At 62.1% G+C, this 21,222-nt stretch carries 18 protein-coding genes; 5 read left to right on the top strand and 13 right to left on the bottom strand.

The window, feature by feature from the left end; translation table 11 throughout:
• Nucleotide 1: 1 nt before the first annotated feature.
• Nucleotides 2-613: an urease accessory protein UreG gene (gene ureG, locus HJB91_RS24965; protein WP_221144696.1), complete on the top strand. Its 612-nt coding sequence runs from the start codon at nucleotides 2-4 to the stop codon at nucleotides 611-613.
• A gap of 86 nt (nucleotides 614-699) precedes the next feature.
• Here ureG and HJB91_RS24960 read toward each other — a convergent pair whose 3' ends face one another.
• The 6 genes from HJB91_RS24960 to HJB91_RS24935 all read right to left on the bottom strand — a co-directional run bounded on the left by HJB91_RS24960 (nucleotide 700) and on the right by HJB91_RS24935 (nucleotide 9,555).
• Nucleotides 700-4,020, bottom strand: coding sequence for an efflux RND transporter permease subunit (locus HJB91_RS24960; protein WP_210630130.1), 3,321 nt, complete (start codon nucleotides 4,018-4,020; stop codon nucleotides 700-702).
• A 12-nt stretch (nucleotides 4,021-4,032) separates the two neighbouring features.
• Complete coding sequence (locus tag HJB91_RS24955) at nucleotides 4,033-5,223, bottom strand: efflux RND transporter periplasmic adaptor subunit (protein ID WP_221156050.1); 1,191 nt, start codon at nucleotides 5,221-5,223, stop codon at nucleotides 4,033-4,035.
• A gap of 396 nt (nucleotides 5,224-5,619) precedes the next feature.
• Nucleotides 5,620-6,591, bottom strand: a complete 972-nt coding sequence (locus HJB91_RS24950; protein ID WP_210630133.1) for an ABC transporter substrate-binding protein — start codon at nucleotides 6,589-6,591, stop codon at nucleotides 5,620-5,622.
• 58 nt (nucleotides 6,592-6,649) lie between these two features.
• Complete coding sequence (locus HJB91_RS24945) at nucleotides 6,650-7,777, bottom strand: ABC transporter permease (protein ID WP_210630134.1); 1,128 nt, start codon at nucleotides 7,775-7,777, stop codon at nucleotides 6,650-6,652.
• Nucleotides 7,774-8,703 (bottom strand): ABC transporter permease, encoded by a 930-nt coding sequence (locus tag HJB91_RS24940; protein WP_210630136.1) that lies wholly within the window; start codon nucleotides 8,701-8,703, stop codon nucleotides 7,774-7,776. Before HJB91_RS24940 ends, HJB91_RS24945 begins: the two co-directional genes overlap by 4 nt.
• A 66-nt stretch (nucleotides 8,704-8,769) precedes the next feature.
• On the bottom strand, nucleotides 8,770-9,555 hold the full coding sequence (locus HJB91_RS24935; protein WP_210630137.1) for an ABC transporter ATP-binding protein: 786 nt from the start codon (nucleotides 9,553-9,555) through the stop codon (nucleotides 8,770-8,772).
• 94 nt (nucleotides 9,556-9,649) lie between these two features.
• On the opposite strand from HJB91_RS24935, the gene HJB91_RS24930 reads away from it, so the two are divergent.
• Nucleotides 9,650-10,063 carry a cupin domain-containing protein gene (locus tag HJB91_RS24930; protein ID WP_210630139.1) on the top strand — a complete coding sequence of 138 codons (414 nt, stop codon included), beginning with the start codon at nucleotides 9,650-9,652 and terminating at the stop codon, nucleotides 10,061-10,063.
• Between the two features lie 58 nt (nucleotides 10,064-10,121).
• On the opposite strand, the gene hydA is transcribed toward HJB91_RS24930, so the two are convergent.
• The 3 genes from hydA to HJB91_RS24915 are packed head-to-tail and all read right to left on the bottom strand — an operon-like array spanning nucleotide 10,122 to nucleotide 13,469.
• Nucleotides 10,122-11,576, bottom strand: a complete 1,455-nt coding sequence (hydA, locus tag HJB91_RS24925; protein WP_210630140.1) for a dihydropyrimidinase — start codon at nucleotides 11,574-11,576, stop codon at nucleotides 10,122-10,124.
• Nucleotides 11,577-11,610: 34 nt separating this feature from the next.
• The gene (locus HJB91_RS24920) at nucleotides 11,611-12,216 is read right to left on the bottom strand and encodes a hypothetical protein (protein WP_221144712.1); all 606 of its coding nucleotides are present in this window, start codon (nucleotides 12,214-12,216) and stop codon (nucleotides 11,611-11,613) included.
• Nucleotides 12,216-13,469, bottom strand: a complete 1,254-nt coding sequence (locus HJB91_RS24915; protein WP_210630143.1) for a Zn-dependent hydrolase — start codon at nucleotides 13,467-13,469, stop codon at nucleotides 12,216-12,218. Before HJB91_RS24915 ends, HJB91_RS24920 begins: the two co-directional genes overlap by 1 nt.
• Before the next feature lie 299 nt (nucleotides 13,470-13,768).
• On the opposite strand from HJB91_RS24915, the gene HJB91_RS24910 reads away from it, so the two are divergent.
• On the top strand, nucleotides 13,769-14,419 hold the full coding sequence (locus tag HJB91_RS24910) for a TetR family transcriptional regulator C-terminal domain-containing protein (protein WP_210630145.1): 651 nt from the start codon (nucleotides 13,769-13,771) through the stop codon (nucleotides 14,417-14,419).
• Nucleotides 14,420-14,424: 5 nt separating this feature from the next.
• Here HJB91_RS24910 and HJB91_RS24905 read toward each other — a convergent pair whose 3' ends face one another.
• The 3 genes from HJB91_RS24905 to HJB91_RS24895 all read right to left on the bottom strand — a co-directional run bounded on the left by HJB91_RS24905 (nucleotide 14,425) and on the right by HJB91_RS24895 (nucleotide 18,572).
• Complete coding sequence (locus tag HJB91_RS24905; protein ID WP_210630146.1) at nucleotides 14,425-16,998, bottom strand: HWE histidine kinase domain-containing protein; 2,574 nt, start codon at nucleotides 16,996-16,998, stop codon at nucleotides 14,425-14,427.
• Nucleotides 16,995-17,531 (bottom strand): biliverdin-producing heme oxygenase, encoded by a 537-nt coding sequence (locus HJB91_RS24900; protein WP_210630148.1) that lies wholly within the window; start codon nucleotides 17,529-17,531, stop codon nucleotides 16,995-16,997. Before HJB91_RS24900 ends, HJB91_RS24905 begins: the two co-directional genes overlap by 4 nt.
• Before the next feature lie 141 nt (nucleotides 17,532-17,672).
• Nucleotides 17,673-18,572, bottom strand: a complete 900-nt coding sequence (locus HJB91_RS24895; RefSeq protein ID WP_210630149.1) for a LysR family transcriptional regulator — start codon at nucleotides 18,570-18,572, stop codon at nucleotides 17,673-17,675.
• 103 nt (nucleotides 18,573-18,675) lie between these two features.
• Here HJB91_RS24895 and HJB91_RS24890 point away from each other — a divergent pair, with 103 nt between their 5' ends.
• Entirely contained in the window at nucleotides 18,676-19,698 is a 1,023-nt protein-coding gene (locus tag HJB91_RS24890; protein WP_221156049.1) for an NAD(P)-dependent alcohol dehydrogenase, read from the top strand.
• 39 nt (nucleotides 19,699-19,737) lie between these two features.
• Here the strand turns inward: HJB91_RS24890 and HJB91_RS24885 are convergent, their stop codons facing one another.
• Nucleotides 19,738-20,148 (bottom strand): rhodanese-like domain-containing protein, encoded by a 411-nt coding sequence (locus HJB91_RS24885; protein WP_210630153.1) that lies wholly within the window; start codon nucleotides 20,146-20,148, stop codon nucleotides 19,738-19,740.
• Nucleotides 20,149-20,217: 69 nt separating this feature from the next.
• Here HJB91_RS24885 and ftrA point away from each other — a divergent pair, with 69 nt between their 5' ends.
• Nucleotides 20,218-21,216 (top strand): transcriptional regulator FtrA, encoded by a 999-nt coding sequence (gene ftrA / locus HJB91_RS24880; protein WP_210630155.1) that lies wholly within the window; start codon nucleotides 20,218-20,220, stop codon nucleotides 21,214-21,216.
• The last annotated feature ends 6 nt before the right edge of the window (nucleotides 21,217-21,222 follow it).

Here is a 21,222-nt window from a genome sequence, read left to right as displayed (position 1 = left end):
TATGAAATCACGAAATGGACCTCTGCGCGTCGGCATCGGCGGGCCGGTCGGCTCGGGCAAGACGGCGCTGACGGAAAAGCTCTGCAAGGCGATGCGCGACGATTATTCCGTCGCTGTTGTCACCAACGACATCTATACGACCGAAGACGCCGAGGCGCTGGTGCGCATGCAGGCCCTGCCTTCGGAGCGCATCGTCGGCGTGGAGACGGGCGGCTGCCCGCACACCGCCATTCGCGAGGATGCGACGATCAATCTTCAGGCGATCGCCGGCCTCAACGAGCGCATTCCCGATCTCGACGTGGTCTTCATCGAATCCGGCGGAGACAATCTGGCGGCAACTTTTTCGCCGGATCTCGCCGATATCACCATCTATGTCATCTCCGTCTGCCAAGGCGAGGAAATCCCGCGCAAGGGCGGGCCAGGCATCACCCGCTCGGATCTGCTCGTCATCAACAAGAAGGATCTGGCACCCTATGTTGGCGCGGATCTGGAGGTGATGGACCGGGACGCTACCCGCATGCGCGCAAGCCGCCCCTTCATCTTCTCCGACATGAAGCGCGGCGACGGCGTCAGCTCGATCGTCAGCTTCCTGAGGGAGCAGGGCGGGCTTTGAAGCTGCGCGACAGGCGATGTTGCGGAACGTCGAACTGAAACGGGCCGGGAAATTGCTCCCGGCCCGTTCTGTTTTTCGGATTTCGCTCATTCAGCCGCGAATGGCGGCAGGCGAAGCACGTTGGTATCTTTGGCGCTCTTGCGCTTGCTTTCCGGCTTTTCGATCGCGGTCAGGCGCTCGTCCAGCGCATCGATATCGCTGCGGTTCTCGCGGGTCACGCGGGTAAGATCCTCGCGCGAGAGCGGCAGGTCTTCCTCGTCCTTCCTGCCGACCAGGCGTCCAAACATCCAGCCGAGCAGGCGGGACAGATCGTCCATGATCAGGAAGAAGGAAGGCACGACGACGAGCGAAAGCACCGTCGAGACGATGATGCCGCCGATCACCGCGATCGCCATCGGCGCGCGGAACGAGCCGCCTTCGCCGACGCCGAGCGCGGACGGCAGCATGCCTGCCGACATGGCAATCGAGGTCATGATGATCGGCCGGGCGCGTTTGCGGCCGGCTTCGACCATGGCTTCGACCCGCGTCATGCCCTGGTGGCGCATCTCGATCGCGAAATCGACGAGCAGGATGGCGTTCTTGGTGACGATACCCATCAGCATGAGAATGCCGATCATGACTGGCATGGACAGCGGATTGTTGGTGACGATCAGGCCCGCCGCGACGCCGCCGATCGCGAGCGGCAGCGAGAAGAGGATGGTGAAGGGCTGGATCACGTCCTTGAAGAGCAGGATCAGCACCGTCAGCACCAGCAGAAGGCCCATCAACATGGCGTTGACGAAGCTCTGCTGCATCTCGGTCTGCACCTTGGTGTCGCCGCTTTCGGCAAGATGCACCGTCGCCGGGATTTTGGCCGCGTTGACGATCTCACGGAAGCGGGCCGAGGCCGTGTCGAGCGCCACGCCCTGCGGCAGGTCGGAACCGATCGAGACGACGCGGTAGCGGTTATTGCGCTTGATCGAGCTTACGCCTTCCGAATAGTCGATATTGGCGACGCTCGAGAGCGGAACGGTGCCGCCGCTGGCGGTCTGGATCTTCAGTGCCCGGATGGCGGCAAGGTCGCGGCGCATGTCGAGCGCTGCCTGCACCCGGATCGGGATCTGGCGATCGTCGAGCGAGATCTTGGCTAGTGCCGCATCGACATCGCCGATGGTGGCGACGCGGATCGTCTCGGAGATCTGCTGCGGCGTGATGCCAAGGCGGGCGGCTTCATCCTTGCGCGGATACACTTGCAGTTCCGGACGGGGCAGGGCACCGTCGGCGCTGACATTGGCGAGCAGCGGATCGGCGCGGAGTTTCGATTCCAGAATGCCGACGGCCTCGTTCAGGTCCTTCTCGTTTTTGGAGAGAAAGTTGAAGGAGAGGTCGCGTTCGCCGCGGTCGTTCAGCTTCAGGATATGGACATCGGGAATATCGCGCAGTTTGGCAAAGACTTCCTTTTCAATATCCCATTGCGGGCGCTCACGGCCGTGGACTTCCACCTTGGGCAGCATCGGCCCAATGACCGGGATACGGCCGAGCACGTCGTTGACCACCTTCTTGACCAGCGACTGGTCGAGCTTGTGGAGTGCCAGCGTGATGGTTGCACGGCGCAGTTCGAGATCGCCCTTCGGAGATGCGCCGCCGAGAACGAAGACGCTCTCGACGCCGTTGATGTCCTTGACCCTGTCATAGATCGCATTGGTCGTCTTCTCGGTGTCGTCGAGCCGCGCATTGGGCGGTAGCTCGACGGAGAGAACGATGCGTGAGGCGTCTTCCGGCGGCAGGAAGCTGCCCGGAACCTTCATCAGCAGGAAAACCGAGCCAACGAGAAAGCCAATCGCCGCAAGCAAAGTCAGATATCGCGAATACTTATGCCCGGTCGTTCCCCGGATCAGGCGCGTATAACCCTTCATCAGCAGACTGTCATTGTCGTGATGGTCTTCCATCCCGTCTTCGGCGCGCATCAGATAGGCGGCCATCATCGGGGTGATCAAGCGCGCGACCAGCAAAGAGAAGAAGACGGAGAAAGCGACGGTCAGGCCGAACTGGATGAAGTACTGGCCCGGAATGCCCGGCATGAAGGAAACCGGCACGAAAACCGCGATGATGGTGAAGGTGGTGGCGATGACGGCGAGGCCGATTTCATCCGCCGCCTCGATCGCCGCCCGATAGGGCGTCTTGCCCATTTTGATATGGCGGGCGATGTTCTCGATTTCCACGATCGCGTCGTCGACCAGGATACCTGTCGCGAGCGTCAGGGCGAGGAAGCTGACGAGGTTCAGCGAGAAACCCATCATGTCCATGACCCAGAAGGTCGGGATTGCAGAGAGCGGCAGCGCGATGGCCGAAATCAGCGTCGCCCGCCAGTTTCGGAGGAACAGCAAAACGACGATGACGGCAAGCAGAGCGCCTTCCAGCAGCGTGTGGATGGCGGCTTCGTAGTTGCCGTAGGTGAAATAGACCGAATCGTCGATCATTTCGATCTTCACGTTCGGATTTTCGCTTCGGACCTTATCGAGGCTCTGCGCGACCGTTTCGGCGACGCTGACCTCGCTGGCGCCCTTCGAGCGGAAAACGCCGAAGGTAACAACAGGCGTATCGTTGAAGCGCGAAAAGGATTTCGGCTCCTCATAGGTGTCCTTGATCACGCCGAGATCGGACAGCTTGACGAAGCGTCCGCTCGGCAGCGCAATCGTCGTGTCGGCAAGTTCGGCGACGTTGCGGGCATCCCCCAGAACGCGGATTGCCTGTTCACTGCCCGCCACCTGGCCGCGACCGGAGCCGAGATCGACATTGGTGCCGCGCAGCTGATCGTTCACGCTTGCGGCGGTGATGCCGTAAGCATCGAGCTTACCAGGCGCGAGTTCGATGCGCACTTCGCGCTCCGCGCCGCCGTAGCGGTCAACGCGGCCGATGCCGGCCTGGCCCTGCAGGGCGCGCTTGATCGTGTCGTCGACGAACCAGGAGAGTTCTTCCAGCGACATGTCGGGTGATGACACGGCGAAGGTCTGGATCGCCTGGCCCTCGACATCGACCTTGGTAACGATTGGTGCTTCGGCCGTCGCCGGCAGATCGCTGCGGATGCGGTCGATCGCGTCCTTGACGTCCTGTACGGCCTGTTCCGTCGGCACTTCCATCCGGAACATGACGTTTGTCTGCGAGCTGCCGTCGGTCACCGTCGACTGGATTTCGTCGATGCCGGTGATCGAGGCGATCGCATCTTCGATCTCCTTCGTCACCTGCATTTCGAGTTCGGCCGGCGAAGCGCCGCTTTGCGTGACGCTGATCGAGACGAGCGGTACGTCGATGTTCGGGAAGCGCGTGATCGGCAGCGTGTTGAAGGACTGAATGCCGATGAAGATCAGCAGGCAGAAGGCCAGCAGCGGCGCGATGGGATTTCGAATGGACCAGGCTGAAAAATTCATCGGATGGTCTCTTTAGTTGGAAGCGGAGGGCTGTTCACGCACCGGCGTGATGTGGTCGCCGTCGCGGACATAGGCGCCCGCCTTGGCAACGACCTCGTCGCCGCTCTTCAATCCATTGACGATCTCGACATAGGCGCCGTCCTGGATGCCGGTCTCGATCTTGGCGAATTTCACCACGCCGTCTTCGACCTTGCGGGCGGAGGAACCTTCGTTGCCGGTGAGCACCGCCGTCAAGGGAAGCGATACGCCCTCGGTTTGGCGGACGATGATCTCGGCGCTACCATACATGCCGGAACGCGCCTTGCTGTCATCGTCGATGGAGATATGGACGAGGCCGAGGCGGGTCACCGAATCGACGGTGGGTGAAACCAGGCGCACGGCGCCGGAAAGCTTTTCGCGGCTGCCGGAAAGCGATATCGTCGCCTTCTGGCCGGCCATGATCCTGACGATATCGCTTTCGGCGACTTCGGCAACGAGCTCGATATCGCCGTCGCGGATGATGGTGAACAGCGGATCCCCGTTGCCGGCGGCGATCGCGCCGACCTTGGCGTTCTTCGCAGAAACCACGCCGGCAACCGGCGTCTTAACGTCGGTGCGGGCGAGCTTCAGATCGGCGTCGGCGATCTGGCTGTCGAAGACCTTCAGATCGGCTTCGGCGACCTCGATCGCCTGTTCGGCGGAGACGACGCGGGCATTGGCGGCAGCGGCGGTTGCATCGGCCTGCTCGACCTGGGCGGTAGAAACGGTGCCCTTCTTGCCCATTTCCTGGGCGCGGGCCTGCTGCTGCCTTGCCTGTTCTGCATTGGCCTGCGCTTCGATGAGCTGGGCGCGCAGCTGGGCGAGGCTTGCCTCGCCCTTGGCCTTGGTCGCCATCATCTGGCTCTTCTCCAGGACCAGCGCGTCGTCGTTCAGCGTCGCCAGCGTGCTATCCGCCTGAACCTTGTCGCCGATATCGGCTTTCAGCGTGCGGATCGACAGTCCCTCGACCTGCGGCTGGATATAGACTTCCTCGACGGGCTTGACCGTTCCGGTGCCGATGACACGGTCGACAAGGGTGCGGTTCACAGCCGTGGTGACAACGATCGCCGGCAGGTTCTGCTGCGGCTTTGAGACCGGCGCCTCCTGCGAAAAGGCGGTGGATGCAGCCAGCGCCGCTGCAAAAAGGGTGGATGCGCCTAAAATTCCGGTCGGCTTGCGTGCCATGCGTTTTCGTCCAATCTCGTCAGAAGGTTAGCCGAATTCGCGCGTCTGCCATTGAGCTCGCGACCAGGCCACTGCCTTTCCTGCATTCTCAGGGGTATCCACACGTCTTTTGCCGTCTTCATCCCTCGCCGGCAAATCGGCTTCTAATTGGTATCGATTTGCTCGATATGCAAGCCCGGCAGAAAACAATTCCCCATGAGCTGATATTAATTACCATCAGAACTTGAATCAATCACCGAAGGGTTATGCGAACATGACGATGATTGATCCTGCCTCTATCCAATGACGTTTGACGCCCGATAAATGCGACAGCTGCACGGTGTTTTTTCATCAAGCGGGAAAAATATCAAACGCGCGGAAATATTCTCCGCGCGTTTGCCTCAAATGTGGCCGTCCTTACTTGGATGCGGCGTCGGTGATCTCGTGCGTCCAGGCGCCCGACGGTTCCTTGCTGATGATCTTCTGGTCGAGCAGCGCTTTGGCGGTGCGGGCATAGAGCGCCTCGTCCAGCTTGCCGGAGCCGTCGCCGACGAGCTTGGCGACTTCGCCCATCATGCGCTTCTGATGGTTTTCGTCCTGGCCGCCATTGTCCACGACGATCTCTGCCGCCTCGTCCGGGTTCTCGGTCGCATATTTCCAGCCCTTCATCGAGGCGCGGACGAACTTGACCATCTTCTCCTTGAACGCCGGGTCCTTCAGCTTGTCTTCCATGGCGTAGAGGCCGTCCTCGAGAAGGTCGTTGCCCATTTGCGTATAGTTGAAGACCGTCAATTCCTCCGGCTTAAAGCCGGCATCGATCGCCTGCCAATATTCATTATAGGTCATGACGGAGATGCAATCGGCCTGCTTCTGGACGAGCGGCTGCACGTCGAAGCTCTGCTTCAGCACGGTGACGCCGTTCGGGCCGCCTTCGGTGGAAAGACCCAGCTTGTTCATCCAGGCGAAGAAGGGGTATTCGTTGCCGAAGAACCAGACGCCGAGCGTATGGCCCTTGAAGTCGGCCTCGGTCTTGACCGGGCCGTCCTTACGGCAGATCATTTCCAGGCCGGACTTCTGATAGGGCTGGGCGATGTTGACCAGCGGAACGCCCTTTTCGCGGGCAACCAACGCGCCGCCCATCCAGTCGACGATGACATCGGCGCCGCCACCGGCGATCACCTGCTCAGGCGCGATATCGGGACCACCCGGCTTGATGTCGACGTCGAGGCCTTCCTCCTTGTAGAAACCCTTCTCCTGGGCGACGTAATAACCGGCGAACTGGCTCTGTGTGACCCATTTCAGCTGCAGAACCACCTTGTCGGCGGCCATAGCATGGGCCGCTGCAAGCGACATGGCGCTCGCCATCATTGCAACCATCAATTTTTTCATTTTCTTGTCCTTACCCTCTGAAGTTATGCCCGGACCCCATTTGCGAGGCCGCGCGCGCCTAGCCACCACGGATAGACGGATGCCAGAACGTCACCGCCCGTTCGGTCAGGGCGATGATGCCATAAAAGATCGAGCCGGCCAGCGCCGCGACGGCGATTTCCGCCCAGACCATGTCGACATTCATGCGGCCGATCTCGGTCGAGATGCGGAAGCCCATGCCGACGATCGGCGTCCCGAAGAATTCCGCAACGATGGCACCAATCAGCGCCAGCGTCGAGTTGATCTTCAGTGCGTTGAAAATGAAGGGCATCGCCGCCGGAAGCTTGAGCTTGAGCAACGTCTGCCAGTCGCTCGATGCGTAGGTGCGCATCAGGTCGCGCTCCATGCTGCCGGAGGCGGAAAGGCCTGCCACGGTGTTCACCAGCATTGGGAAGAAGGTCATGATGATGACGACGGCGGCTTTCGACGGCCAGTCGAAGCCGAACCACATGACCATGACCGGAGCGATGCCGATGATCGGCAGGGCCGACACCATGTTGCCGATCGGCAGCAGGCCGCGGCGCAGGAAGGCGATGCGGTCGGCCAGCACCGCGACGACGAAGCCGCTCAGGCAGCCAACGATATAACCGATCAGGACCGCCTTGAAGATCGTCTGTCTGACGTCGTCGCCGAGGATGGGCAGAGAGGCCATGATGCGGGCGCCGATGGCGCTCGGCGGCGGCAACAGGATGAATGGAATGCCGGCGCCGCGCGTGATCGCTTCCCAGAGGATGAGAATCCAGGCGCCGAAAATCGCCGGAATCAGCAGTTCGAGCACCGATGCACCGAAGGCGGCGGCAGGCGGCACTTTCGAAAGCTCCGTGACGCATCGCCAGGCGAGCAGCCAGGCAGAGAAGAGCAGCAGGAAGTAAGCCCGCGTTGCCGTGCCCTCGTTGCCGGAAAGTGCCGCAAGCAGCAGCCAGGCGGCGCCATGCGCGCCGATGAAAAGCACGGTGGCGCGATAGGCCGGTGGCTGCGGTGCAAAGGACAGGAGAGCGGCCGAAGCGATGACGATGAAGATGAGGCTCGCGGTGCCGTCGGTCAGGGGACGGGCTGCACCGTTGGACAGAAGCGGCAAGGTCGCCAGCGCCGTGACGCAGAGAAGAAGAGCCGCCGTGCCTTGCCAGGAGAAGGTCAGGCGCCTCATGCCGGCCTCCCGCCCATGGCGCGGTCGACGATCTTCGCCGCCAGGCCGACAATCGCGACCAGAACGCCGGCAAGCAGCGAGCCGGCGACCAGCGCCGCCCAGATGTCAATTGTCTGGCTGTAATAGGAGCCGGCGAGCAGCTTCGAACCAATACCGGCAACCGCGCCCGTCGGCAGCTCACCGACGATGGCGCCGACGAGGCTTGCTGCGATCGCGACCTTCATCGAGGTGAAAAGAAACGGGATCGAGGCAGGGACGCGCAGTTTCCAAAAGGTCTGCATCGGACTGGCATTATAGGTGCGCATCAGGTCAAGATAGAGGATTTCGGGTGACCGCAGCCCCTTCACCATGCCGACGGCGACGGGAAAGAAGGAGAGGTAGGTGGAGATCAGCGCCTTGGAGACGAGACGGGAGGCGTCGGAATCGAGGTTCAGCAGATGCGCCAGCGCATTATCGCCTGTGAGCACGTTGTAGGAGATGATGACGATCATCGGCGCGATGGCGAGGATCGGTATCGTCTGGCTGGCCACGAGCCAGGGCATCAGCGAGCGGTCCATGGCGCGGTTGTGCACGATCAGCACGGCGAGAAGAATGCCGAGCAGCATGCCGAAACCGAAGCCGAGCAGGGTGGAGGAGAGCGTTATCCAGCTGTGATAGACGAGGCTGCGGCTGCTCGAAAGGCTGCGCAGGAAAGTGTTCTCATAGACATTCTGCGCCACCTGATGCGGCGCCGGCAGGATCGGCTTTGGCTGCGCCAGCGTCTTGCCGATGAATTCCATCGTGGTCGGCGTGACGCCGGCGCGGCTGTCCATGTCACGCTGGAACGGCGCATTCATGAGAATGGCGGCGACATACCAGATGGCGATCAGGCCGAGCAGGATCGTGGTGACAGGAACGATCTTGTTTTTGAAGGTGTCTGGTTTCACAGCGACTGCCTCCATCTGTTGGCGTCGAGTGCGGAGCCACCCCCCTCTGCCCTTGAGATCAACGCTCTAAACCTCATGGCTATGCCCCGTCCTCAGCCCCTCGCGGACACGATGGGCGATTTCCAGGAATTCGGGGGTGTCGCGGATGTCGAGCGGGCGTTCGGCCGGCAAGGTGGAGTCGATCACGTCGGTCACGCGGCCGGGGCGCGGCGACATCACCACGATCTTGGTCGAGAGGTAGACCGCCTCGGGGATCGAGTGGGTGACGAAGCAGATCGTCTTGTTGGTGCGGGCCCAAAGCTTCAATAGCTCTTCGTTCAGATGGTCGCGGACGATCTCGTCGAGCGCACCGAAGGGTTCGTCCATCAACAGCAGGTCGGCGTCGAAGGCGAGCGCGCGGGCGATCGAGGCGCGCTGCTGCATGCCGCCGGAAAGCTGCCAGGGGAATTTCTTTTCGAAGCCGGAAAGGCTGACGAGGTCGAGCGCCTCGGCGATGCGCCGCGTGCGATCAGCGCCGCGATAGCCCATGATCTCCAGCGGCAGGGCGATGTTGCTTTCGATCGTGCGCCAGGGATAGAGCGCCGGCGCCTGGAAGACATAGCCGTAGGCACGGGCCCTGCGCGCCTCCTCGGGCGTCATGCCGTTGATCGAGATCTCGCCTGATGTGCTCTTTTCGAGATCGGCGATGACCCGCAGGAAGGTCGTCTTTCCGCAGCCGGACGGGCCGATGAAAGAGACGAAATCGCCCTTGCGGACATCGAGATTGACATCGCTCAGCGCCCGAACGGGGCCGTCATTCGCTTGATAGGTGAGACAGAGATCCTTGGCGGATACGACCGAGGGTGCTTGCATCAATGCGACCGATCTTGTTTTCCCCGCGGGACCGCGGTTTGCGTGTTACCATCACCGCAGGCTCTGCCGGCGGCACAATTTACGGAGTAAGAAGATGGATGCGACATCAAAACCCACCTGCCACATCGTTCGTCCCAAGCACGCCTATGACGGCAAGCAGGGGCTCAGCTATTTCGAAGGGATAGCGGCCGAGACCGTCGGCGCCACGGGCATCTGCATGCACCTCCTGACGATCCCGCCCGGCGTGCGTGCCAAGGCGCACCTGCACGAGGCGCATGAGACGGCGATCTACGTGCTCTCCGGCGAGGCTCATACCTGGTACGGTGACCAACTGGAGCATCACGTCGTCACCCATGCCGGCGAGCTCTTCTACATCCCGGCCGGCGTGCCGCATATGCCTGCGAACCTCAGCAGCACGCCCTGCACGGCGGTCATCGCCCGCACCGATCCGCACGAGCAGGAAAGCGTCGTGCTTCTGCCGGAGCTGGACGCGTTGGTGCCGGCGTGAGGTCATCCGCATGGAGGCGTCGTTCCCCAGATGATGGCCGTATCGTTATGCTCCATCGTCACACGCCGGTTGCCGGGATGCCGCTGCGTTCCACCTTGCGCGGGGAGGTGATCTCCTTCCAGGTGGACAGCGCTTTGCTGACGGCTGTCACCGGTTCGCGTCTGACGAACTCGCCGTGGCCCTCGCGGGTCTGGATCGTGTTTTCCTCGATCGCGACGACGCCGCGCGTCAGCGTATAGCGCGGCAGGCCGGTTACTTCCTTGCCTTCGAAGACGTTGTAGTCGATCGCCGACTGCTGGCTCTTGGACGAGATAACCTTCGAACGGTTCGGGTCCCAGACGACGATATCGGCATCGGCGCCGACGAGTATCGCGCCCTTCTTCGGATAGATATTGAGAATCTTGGCGATGTTGGTCGAGGTGACGGCGACGAATTCGTTCATCGTCAGGCGGCCGGTGTTGACGCCGTGCGTCCAGAGCATAGGCATTCGGTCTTCAAGGCCGCCGGTGCCGTTCGGGATCTTGGTGAAGTCGCCGACGCCGAAACGTTTTTGCGCCGTGGTGAAAGCGCAGTGGTCGGTTGCGACCACCTGCAACGAACCGGAGGCAAGTCCGGCCCAGAGCGAGTCCTGATGCTGCTTGCTGCGGAAGGGCGGCGACATGACGCGGCGGGCGGCATGGTCCCAATCGGGGTTGGAATATTCGCTCTCGTCGAGCGTCAGGTGCTGGATCAGCGGTTCGCCATAGACGCGCATGCCCTTGGCGCGCGCCCGGCGGATCGCCTCGTGCGCCTGTTCGCAGGAGGTATGGACGATATAAACCGGGCAGCCGGCCATGTCGGCGATCATGATGGCGCGGTTGGTGGCCTCGCCCTCGACTTCGGCGGGACGGGAATAGGCATGCGCCTCGGGGCCGTTATTGCCTTCGGCGAGCAGCTTTGCCGACATCGAGGCGACGACGTCGCCGTTTTCGGCATGCACCAGCGGCAGCGCGCCAAGTTCGGCGCAGCGCTGGAAGGAGGCGAACATCTCGTCATCGTCGACCATCAGCGCGCCCTTGTAGGCCATGAAGTGCTTGAAGGTATTGATGCCCTTGTCGCGGACGATGGTCTCCATCTCCTTGAAGACCTGCTCGCTCCACCAGGTGACGGCCATGTGGAAGGAATAGTCGCAATTGGCCCGCGTCGATTTGTTGTCCCACATGGTCAGCGCTTCGAGCAGCGACTGGCCAGGGGCGGGAAGGGCGAAATCGACGACCATGGTCGTGCCGCCGGAAAGCGCCGCACGCGTGCCGCTCTCGAAATCGTCGGAGGAATAGGTGCCCATGAAGGGCATTTCGAGATGGGTATGCGGATCGATGCCGCCGGGCATGACGTAACAGCCCGTGGCATCCAGGCTCTCTTCACCTGAGAGGTTCGGGCCGATCTCGATGATCTTGCCGCCGTCGATCTTGACGTCAGCCTTGTAGGTGAGGTCGGCCGTGACGATGGTGCCGTTCTTGATGACTGTGGTCATGGCTGCTGTTCCTTCTCCCTGCGGTCTCTTGTTGTTACTGCTCAACTGCCATCGTGGGCGTACCACTTCGCAGGAGCGCTGCACCCTTGGCGATGAGGCTGTAGACGGCTTCCTCACTCAGCTCATCTGGCGTGTCATGCTCTTCCTCGTAATACCAGTCGGGCTGGTCAACGACGTCAGTGCCGCCGACGGACAATGACCAAAAACCATCGCTTTCGCGAAAGTAGAAATCCTTGCCATCGATCAGCCCAGTTGACTGTACGGGATGGCCGCCGTTGGGACGTTCGACCAAAATGCCGGGCATGGAAGGGCCGAGTTCGATTCGAACGACACAAGGCCTAGGTCCATAGATATAATAGGTTCGATGGGGCCCATTTGGGTCGGGGTCATCCGAATGGGCCAGTTGGACCCCGGAAGGTTTATACCGCCAAAAGCTGGGTATTTGCGGAAGCCTAATCCGCTCGCCTGCAGTGTTGACGCCAACACAATAGATCTGCACGCTAGGGATGTCGCCCCACGGCCCTTCAGTCACTGGCACCACATTGGAGGTGGCCCATGCGATGTCGTCGGCAGTTCGCTGAATTCCGAACTTAAAGGCATCGGCATAGTCGAGATACGTCGTTGGCAAGTTCGACGCCATCACACCACAATCTCCGCCGTCTCCACAACAGCATGGAACAGCACATCGGCACCCGCGGTCGCCCATTCCTTGGAAATCTCTTCCGCCTCGTTGTGGCTGAGCCCGCCGACGCAGGGGCACATGACCATGGTGGCAGGCGCCACCTTGGCGGCCCAGCAGGCGTCGTGGCCGGCGCCGGAGATGATGTTCATGTGGCTGTAACCCAGGTGTTCGGCAGCAGAGCGAACCGAGGCGACGAGCTTTTCGTCGAAGGTGACCGGCGCGAAATGGCCGATCGCCTCGATGGAACAGCCGACACCCAGTGCATCGCAGATGCCAGGCGCTTCCGCTTCGATCTTTGCCCGCATGCGATCGAGCTTGGCCTTGTCGGGCGAACGGATGTCGACGGTGAAGACCACTTTGCCCGGCAGCACGTTGCGGGAGTTCGGCGAGAAGAAGACCTGACCGACGCCGCCGACGGCGCCCGGCTGTTCGCCCATCGCGACAGCCTGGACCATTTCCAGGATGCGCGACATGGCGAGGCCGGCATTGACGCGCATGTTCATCGGTGTCGAGCCGGTATGGGCTTCCTTGCCGGTGAGCGTGAATTCCAGCCACCACAGGCCCTGACAATGGGTGACGACGCCGATCTGCTTGTCTTCAGCTTCGAGGATAGGGCCCTGCTCGATGTGATATTCGAAATAGGCGTGCATCTTGCGGGCGCCGACCTCTTCGTCGCCGACCCAGCCGATGCGCTTCAGCTCATCGCCGAAGAGATTGCCTTCGGGATCCCTGCGGTTATAGGCGAAGTCCAGGCTGTGCACACCGGCGAAGACGCCGGACGCCAGCATGGCAGGGGCGAAGCGCGCGCCTTCCTCGTTCGTCCAATTGGTGACGACGATTGGATGCTTGGTCTTGATGCCCAGGTCGTTCATCGTCCGCACGATTTCGAGTGCCGAAAGCACACCGAGAACGCCGTCATATTTGCCGCCGGTCGGCTGGGTATCGAGATGCGAGCCGACATAGACCGGCAGGGCATCGGGATCGGTGCCGGGGCGGGTGGCGAACATCGTGCCCATGCGGTCAACACCCATGGTCAGGCCCGCTTCGTCGCACCATGTCTTGAAAAGGTTTCGGCCCTCGGCATCCGAATCCGTTAGCGTCTGGCGGTTGTTGCCGCCGGCGATTCCTGGGCCGATTTTCGCCATGTCCATGAGACTGTCCCAGAGACGGTCGCCATTGACGCGCATGTTCTCGCCTGGTGCTGCCACCATTCTTCAAGCCCTCACCTGTTTGCGGCAGTCATGCAAGGGGCATGCCCGCCTGTTCCCATGGTCTGATCCCGCGCCTCTTATTGGTTTTATCGAGCGCAGGAAAATCGCCAGTTGCCTTTGTTTTTCATCTGGCGGATATTTGACCGATTGGTAAACATTACAACTTCCACCGCCGGGCTCAAGACGAAAATCACGAAAATTGCCGATAAAAATGCGGGCAGTTGCTGAAGAAAATGGCAGGACCGACCCTAGCCAAGACTTGAGCGAAGAAGTTGAATTGCAAGGGGAAACGATAGCCTATGGCTATTCCGAGAGCAGCGAAGACCTTGCGGCGGACGCGAATCCAGGAGGAGAAGGAAGAGCAGATTCTGGAGGCGGCGCTCGATGTCTTCTCGGCCCGCGGCTTTCGCGGCTCGACGATCGATCAGATCGCCGAAGTGGCCGGCATGTCGAAGCCCAATCTGCTCTATTATTTCCGCACCAAGGAAGCCATGCACCGGGCGCTGATCGATCGGGTGCTCTACACCTGGCTGGAGCCGCTGCGCGCCTTCGACGCCGAGGGCAATCCGGAGGAAGAAATCCGCAGCTACATCCGGCGCAAGCTTGAGATGGCGCGCGATTTTCCGCGCGAGAGCAGGCTTTTCGCCAACGAAGTGCTGCAGGGTGCCCCCCATATCGAGGACGAGCTGAAGGGGCCACTGAAGGAATTGGTCGACGAGAAGGCGGAGGTCATCCGCGCCTGGACGAAATCAGGCAAGATCGTCGAGTGTGATCCCTACCACCTGATCTTTTCGATCTGGTCGACGACGCAGCATTATGCGGACTTCGACGTCCAGGTGCGCGCCGTGCTGGGGCAGGAGCACGCCGGCGAGGGGCGCTTCGAGGATGCGGCGCGGTTTTTGGAACAGCTTTTCATCGGCGGGCTGCGGCCGGATACTGCGAGAACTTGACCGTTTCACCCTCCCTTCGGAAGCTGCACCCGGGCAAGAAGATCCGTGATGCCTTCGGTCGTATAGGGCTTCTGCAATACCGGCGCGCCCGAGTGGGTGTTGGCTTGGGCGATGCCTTCGCCATAACCCGTGGCAAAAACGAAGGGCACGCCTGCGGCTGCCAATCGGTCGGCAATCCCGAAACTCGTCTCGTCTCCCAGATTGACATCGAGAAGCGCGAAATCGAAGGACCGGCCGGCCAGGATCTCCATCGCCTCGGCGACGCTGGGCGCCGTCGTCACTTCGGCACCGAGGCGGCGCAGGATATCCTCGCCATCCATGGCGATGATCAGGTTGTTTTCCACCAGCAGGATCTTCAAGCCGGAGAGCGGCTCCCGGTCAGCGGGAACAGTCTTGCGTTCCGCAACGCCGGCAGCCGTCGCCTGGGGCAATAGACTCTGGTCGACATCGCTCACGTAGCGGGCCGGTATCGAAAAATCCGCCTCCAGCCCTTCCTTGATGTAGCGGATTTCGGCCTTGCCGCCGAGGTCATAGGGAATGGAGCGCCGGATGATCGTCGAGCCGAATCCGTGACGCTCCGGCTCGGCGACGGGCGGGCCGTCCTTTTCGCGCCAGCCGATGCGTAGACTGCCTTCATCATCGCGATGCCAGCCGAGCTCGACGGTGCCGCTGCCGGCGCCGGAGAGGCTGCCGTATTTGGCGCTGTTGGTCATCAGCTCATGGAAGACCAAGGCGACGATGGTAAAAGCCTGGGGCTCTAGGAGGACGTCTTCGCCGCTTATCCGGAAGCGTTGCGCGTTCTTTCCGAGGTAGGCCGCGGTTTCAGCCGACAACAATTGCCGCAGCGAAGCGGGTGCCCAGTGATCCCTCGTGATCTGGTCATGGGCGCGGGCGAGCGACTGAATGCGGCCCTCGAGCTGACGGACATAATCGCCGAGGCCGACCGACGTCGTCTGCGACTGCCGGATGATGCCGGTGATCAGGCTCAATATGTTGCGGACGCGGTGGTTGAGTTCGGCGATCAGCAGTTCCTGCCGCTCGTTCGCCACCTGGCGGGCCATGCTGGCCTCGTCGGTCAGACGCAGCACCACCTCGATTAACGTGACGCGGATGGTTTCAGCGACCCGGCGCTCGGCCTCGGTAAAGGGCAGGGAGCGGCCGCGCACCAGTTCGGACCAGGCTTCGAAACTCTTGCGCGGCGTCAGCCGCGGACCGTTGGGGCCGTATTCCACTGGCTTGTGCGGGTCGCCGCCCCAGCGAACGGTGCGCACCAATTCCTGACGGAACAGCACGACGTAATCGCGCGGCGAACGCGAGATCGGTATGGCGAGCATGCCTGCCACCGCATCGTCGATCTCAAGATCCGGATAGGTTTCGCCAAGCCTGTCCACCGCATAGATGCGCCCGCTGGCGTTGCGGTTGAGGTGGCGGACGAGGGCCGAAAAGCCTCTCTCATCCGGCCCGATCCCGGCAAGCGCCATCCGGCCGTTGATCCAGACGCCGATCCCGTCGGCGGGAACGGCGTCGGCGAGCGCCTCGATCAGCCAGGCCGGATCGTCGAGCAGGCTGGCATTGTCGGCGACGGAAGTGAGAAGCCGGTCGGCGATGCGGCGCGCCTTGGTCTCGTAGTCGAGCGCCAGCCGCCGCTCGCGGCTTTCCAGGCGCGAAGCGAACATTTGGCCGAAGAGTTCGGCGGTGGAGCGGCTTTGCGCCGACGGCAGACGCGGACCGTAGTGATGGCAGGCAAACAGGCCCCAGAGCTTGCCGTCCACGACGATCGATATGGAGAGCGACGCACCGACCCCCATGTTCTTCAGATATTCGATGTGGATCGGCGAGACCGAGCGCAGCACCGACATAGAGAGATCGAGCGGCTGGCCCTCTTCGTCCAATTGCGGGAGAACCGGCACGGGCACCGCGTCCACATCGGCGATGATGCGAAACAGATTGCGCAGATAAAGGGCGCGCGCCTGCACCGGAATGTCGGAGGCCGGATAGTGCAACCCAAGAAACGAGCCAATGCCGCTGCGGGCGGCTTCCGCCACGACCTCGCCCGAGCCGCCTTCATCGAAGCGATAGACCATGACCCGGTCGAAGCCGGTAAGCGCGCGTGCCTGCCTCGCGCCCTCGCGGAAGAAGGCTTCCAGCGTCTCAGTTTGATCGAGGCGGGAGATCATGCTGCGCATGGAGAGCGACGGGGCGTTGCGCTTGTCTTGCTGGCTGCGCTCGCCTTCAAGGATGACCAGATTTTCTTGCAGGTGGACGGCGAGGTCGAAGCGGGACTCCTCAGGCAGCAGGGTAATGTCGAAAATGCGCTCGACGACATCGGAGCTGCGTATGGTGGTCAGCTTGTTGCGGATCGTGTGGACCGCCTCGGGCAAGATCAGCGACGAGACGGGACGACCGAGCGCGTCGGTGTGTTCCACCCCGAGAAATTCCGCAAGATTCGCCGAGGCCCGCGTGACCATCCAATCGAGCGATATCGCCAGGAGGAAACCGAACGGCTGGATGGCGCCGAGCTGATGGATGGGCTCACGATCGCAATTGGTGAGATCGACGGGTTGGCGCACGCTGCTCATGCGACGGCTTCCAGTTCGAGTTGGCCGGCTCTGAGGAAAAGTTCGAAGAGCATGCGGGCCGCCGAAATGGTGGCGGCGGGAACGTCGACGCTGCTTGCATCGAGACGATCCATGAAGACCCTAGTAGCGCCCTTGGACCCCTGCGGCGTGAGATAGCTGCTGGGCAGGTGATCGGGCACGGACCTGGCGAGCATGGCGCCGCCGAGCTTGGAGCCTTCAAGGACGTAGAGGGCGCCCCAGAGCGCCGCGTCGCCCTGCAATGGCGGTGGCGGAAGGCGCTTGGGCAACCGGTCGCCGAGTTCGCCGATGTCGGCAAACAGCAGCTGCGCGCGCCTTCTTTCCGGCCAATCGGGCAGCAGGCGAACGACTCCGGCTTCCTCGAGCGCATGTTCGGCTGCCGGTATGATGCGGGCGTGCGCGCGCAGGAATGTCCTGTACTGCTCTCTGCTGGAGAGGTCGAAAATGCCGAAGAGCTTATCGACTTTGGCGTGGCAATCTGCTGTTTCTGCGCGGAGCACGCTTCGAAGTGACATACGGACCGTGTTCTGAGTGAAGTGGCAGAGGATGCTGCGAATGCGAGAGCGACGAACTAGCGATATATTGCAGCGTCTCGGCATTTCCAGAGAAACCTATAGAAAAACATGGGCTTCGCCTCCGGCTCGATTTGGTGAGATTCAGCTCATGATCGCCGGCAGTTCCGCGGCCAGCGTATCGATGGCAAGACGCACTTTCGGCAGCATCACCGGCGATCGCGGCCAGACGGCATAGGCTTCAAATATGGTGGATGGCGTATCGGTCAGAACCCGCACGAGTTCACCTGAGAGGACCCTGTCCCGCACCAGCCAGCAGGTCAGCCAGGCAAGCCCGCGGCCTTCAACCGCGGCGTCTGCGATCGAGGCGAGATCGTCGAGCCGTAACCGCGATGTCGGCAGAACTTCGCGTGGGGGCCCGGCCGGAGCCGGGAAGGTCCAGGCCTTGTCATTATCACCCCTGCGATAGACGATACCATGATGACGGGCGAGATCGTCGAGCGTTTGCGGCACGCCATAGGTTTCGAGATAAGCGGGCGAGGCGCAGACCGTCATTGTTTGCCGGGCGATCGTGCGCGCCATCAGGTCGGGATTGTCCTTCAGAGGACCGTTGCGGACGGCAAGGTCGAAGCCGTCCTCCGAGAGATCGACGACCCGATCGCTGAAGGATAAGTCCAGTTCGAGATCGGGGTGGTCATCGAGCAGGCGGGTCAGGATCGGCGCGGCGCAATGGCGCCCGAACAGTGCCGGCATCGATACCCGCAGCCTGCCGCGGACCTCGCGCCTGCCCGACTCAAGCTGGGCCTCACCGATCCGGATTTCCTCGATGGCTCTCAGGCACCGCTCATAGAAGAACCGGCCCTCGTCGGTGAGACTCTGGGTCCGGGTCGTGCGGTTGAAGAGCCGGACGCCGAGTCGCTGTTCGAGCCTTGCGATTGTCTTGCTGACTGCCGAGCGGGTGAGGTGAAGCCGTTCGGCGGCGGCGGAGAATCCGCCGGCTTCGACCGTCTGGACGAAGATCGAAATCCCCTTCAACTGCTCCATCGTTGTTTCCTTTGCGGCACCAGTTTGACGATTTTATATCGCAACAGGCGATCAATATTCAACGATATATCTGCTACTCCTCCAATCGAGAAGGAGCAGAAAGATGCAGACGACAAGGCAGTGGCAAACCGACGCCATTGGGGCGGAGGCCAATCTGAAGATTGGTGAAGCGAGAATTCCCGACGTGTCCGGCACGATGATCCGGGTGCGGACGCAGGCGGTCTCCCTCAATTTCCGCGACAGGCTGGTGCTCGAGAGCGGCATGGGACTGCCGCTGCAGTTTCCCTTCGTACCGGCCTCGGACATGGCAGGCGAGGTCGAGGCCGTCGGCCCGGATGTCACACGCTTCAAACCCGGCGATCGAGTTATCTCCACCTTTTCCCCGGATTGGATCGACGGACGCGGGCCGGGCACTGCGCGCAATCCGCCTTACCAGACGCGCGGCGGCTTCTATCCCGGCGTGCTGAGCGAACACACCGTGTTTTCTGAAGAGTGGTTCACACTTGCGCCGAAAACGCTCGATGCCGCCGAAGCGAGCACGCTGCCCTGCGCCGGGTTGACGGCATGGTTCGCGCTGATCGAATGCGGCAAGCTCAAGGCCGGCGACAAAGTGCTGGTACAGGGAACCGGCGGCGTGGCGCTCTTCGGCCTGCAGATTGCCAAGGCACATGGCGCCGAGGTCTTCATCACATCGGGCAGCAGCGAAAAGCTCGACCGGGCGCTGGCGCTTGGCGCCGATCACCTGATCAACCGGCATGAGCGCGACTGGGTGGAGCAGTTCCATCAACTGACCGGCGATTACGGCGCCGACCACGTGCTCGAAATCGTCGGCGGACCGCATCTCGGCCAGGCGCTGAAGGCTGTGGCGGTTAACGGACGCATTTCGGTGATCGGCGTCTTCGAGGGTTTCGAGATCTCGGCGCCGGTGGCGCCGCTGCTTCTCAAGGCGCCCGTCATGCAGGGAATTACGGTCGGTCACCGCAGGGCGCTGGAGGATCTGGTGCGCGCCGTCGACCAGATCAGGCTGAAGCCTGTTATCGACAGGCATTATGGCTTCGAGGAGCTGCCGCAGGCGCTCGATCATCTCTATCGAGGTCCCTTCGGCAAGATCGTCATTAAGTTTTGAGAGATGCGCTCCCCTCGCATCGCGAAGGGGAGCGATACCCTATTCGGCAGCGGCGGCTTGGCTTTCGAAGGCGAAGCCCTCGTCGGCCCAGCCGGTCATGCCGCCGATCATCAGCTTGGCCCGGAGGCCGAGCTTGGCGAGACGGAAAGCGGCCTTGTCGGCGCCGTTGCAGTGAGGACCGGCGCAATAGACGACGAAGAGCGTATCGCTGGCCCATCCCGACATGCGGTGGGCGGTCATCTTGCCGTGCGGCAGGTTAACCGCGCCAGGCACATGCGACTGCGCAAACAGCGCCGGCGAGCGCACGTCGAGGAGAACGAAATCGACCTTGCCGGCGGTAAAGGCAGCGCGGACATCCGAGCAGTCGGTTTCGAAGGCGAGCTTGGCGGCATAGTGGGCGACAGCAAGATCGGGTGCGGCAGCGGGGATTTCGGAGACGGAACTCGGCATTTGTTTTTCCTTCTAGTTGGAATTGCCGCCTGGTATCGCCGATGCTAGAGATTTGCGAAATTGGCCAACATGACTGTCAGCGTAAAGATCATGCCAAACACATCTCCGCGGCGGAACGGACCGCTGGTCGCCGTACTTGCCTATGACGGGCTCTGCACCTTCGAATTCGGGATAGCCTATGAGGTCTTCGGCCTGCCGCGTCCCGAGATGGGCGAGGGGTGGTATCGCTTCTCCGTCTGCGGTATCGAGCCGGGGCCGCTTCGCGCCGCCGGCGGATTGACGGTCGCGGTCGACAAGGGGCTGGAAGTGCTCGATGCGGCGGACCTGATCGTCGTGCCCGGCTGGCGGTCAATCGATGCGCCGGTGCCGGAACCGCTTTCCGCCGCTCTCAAGGCAGCGCACCAGCGCGGCGCGCGCATCATGTCGCTCTGTTCCGGAGTTGCGGTTCTTGCCGCGTCCGGGTTGCTTGCCAACCGCAGGGCTACAACGCATTGGCGCTATGTCGCCACGATCGCAGCGCGTTATCCTGACATCACGCTCGACGCGGATGTACTCTACATCGATGAGGGCAGCCTGCTGACAGCGGCCGGCAGCGCGGCCGGCATCGATCTCTGCCTGCATGTCGTGCGCGGCGATTTCGGCTCGGAGGCGGCAAACAGCGTTGCCCGCCGCCTCATCGTGCCGCCGCACCGCGAAGGTGGGCAGGCACAGTTCATCGGCGCGCCGATTCCGCAGGAACGTGAGGGCATACGCCTCAGCCCGCTGATCGAATGGATGCGTCAAAGCCTTGCCGTGGAGCAGCCGATCAGTCTGCTCGCCAAAAGGGCTGGCATGAGCGTACGCACTTTCCAGCGCCGCTTCGAAGCGACGACAGGTCTCAGCGTCGGCGAATGGCTGCTGAAGGAGCGGCTGCGCCATGCGCGCGACCTTCTTGAAAGAGAGCTTGCCGTATCGCTCGACGACATCGCGATATCCAGCGGCTTCGGCACCTTGGCGACGATGCGGCACCACTTCCGCAAGCGGCTGGGCACGAGCCCGAATGCCTATCGGAAGTCATTTGGCGGCTGAGCGCGT

It is taken from the genome of Rhizobium sp. NLR10b, from assembly GCF_019685435.1.
Taxonomy (GTDB): domain Bacteria; phylum Pseudomonadota; class Alphaproteobacteria; order Rhizobiales; family Rhizobiaceae; genus Rhizobium.
This window is presented reverse-complemented; position numbering and strand designations above follow the sequence as displayed.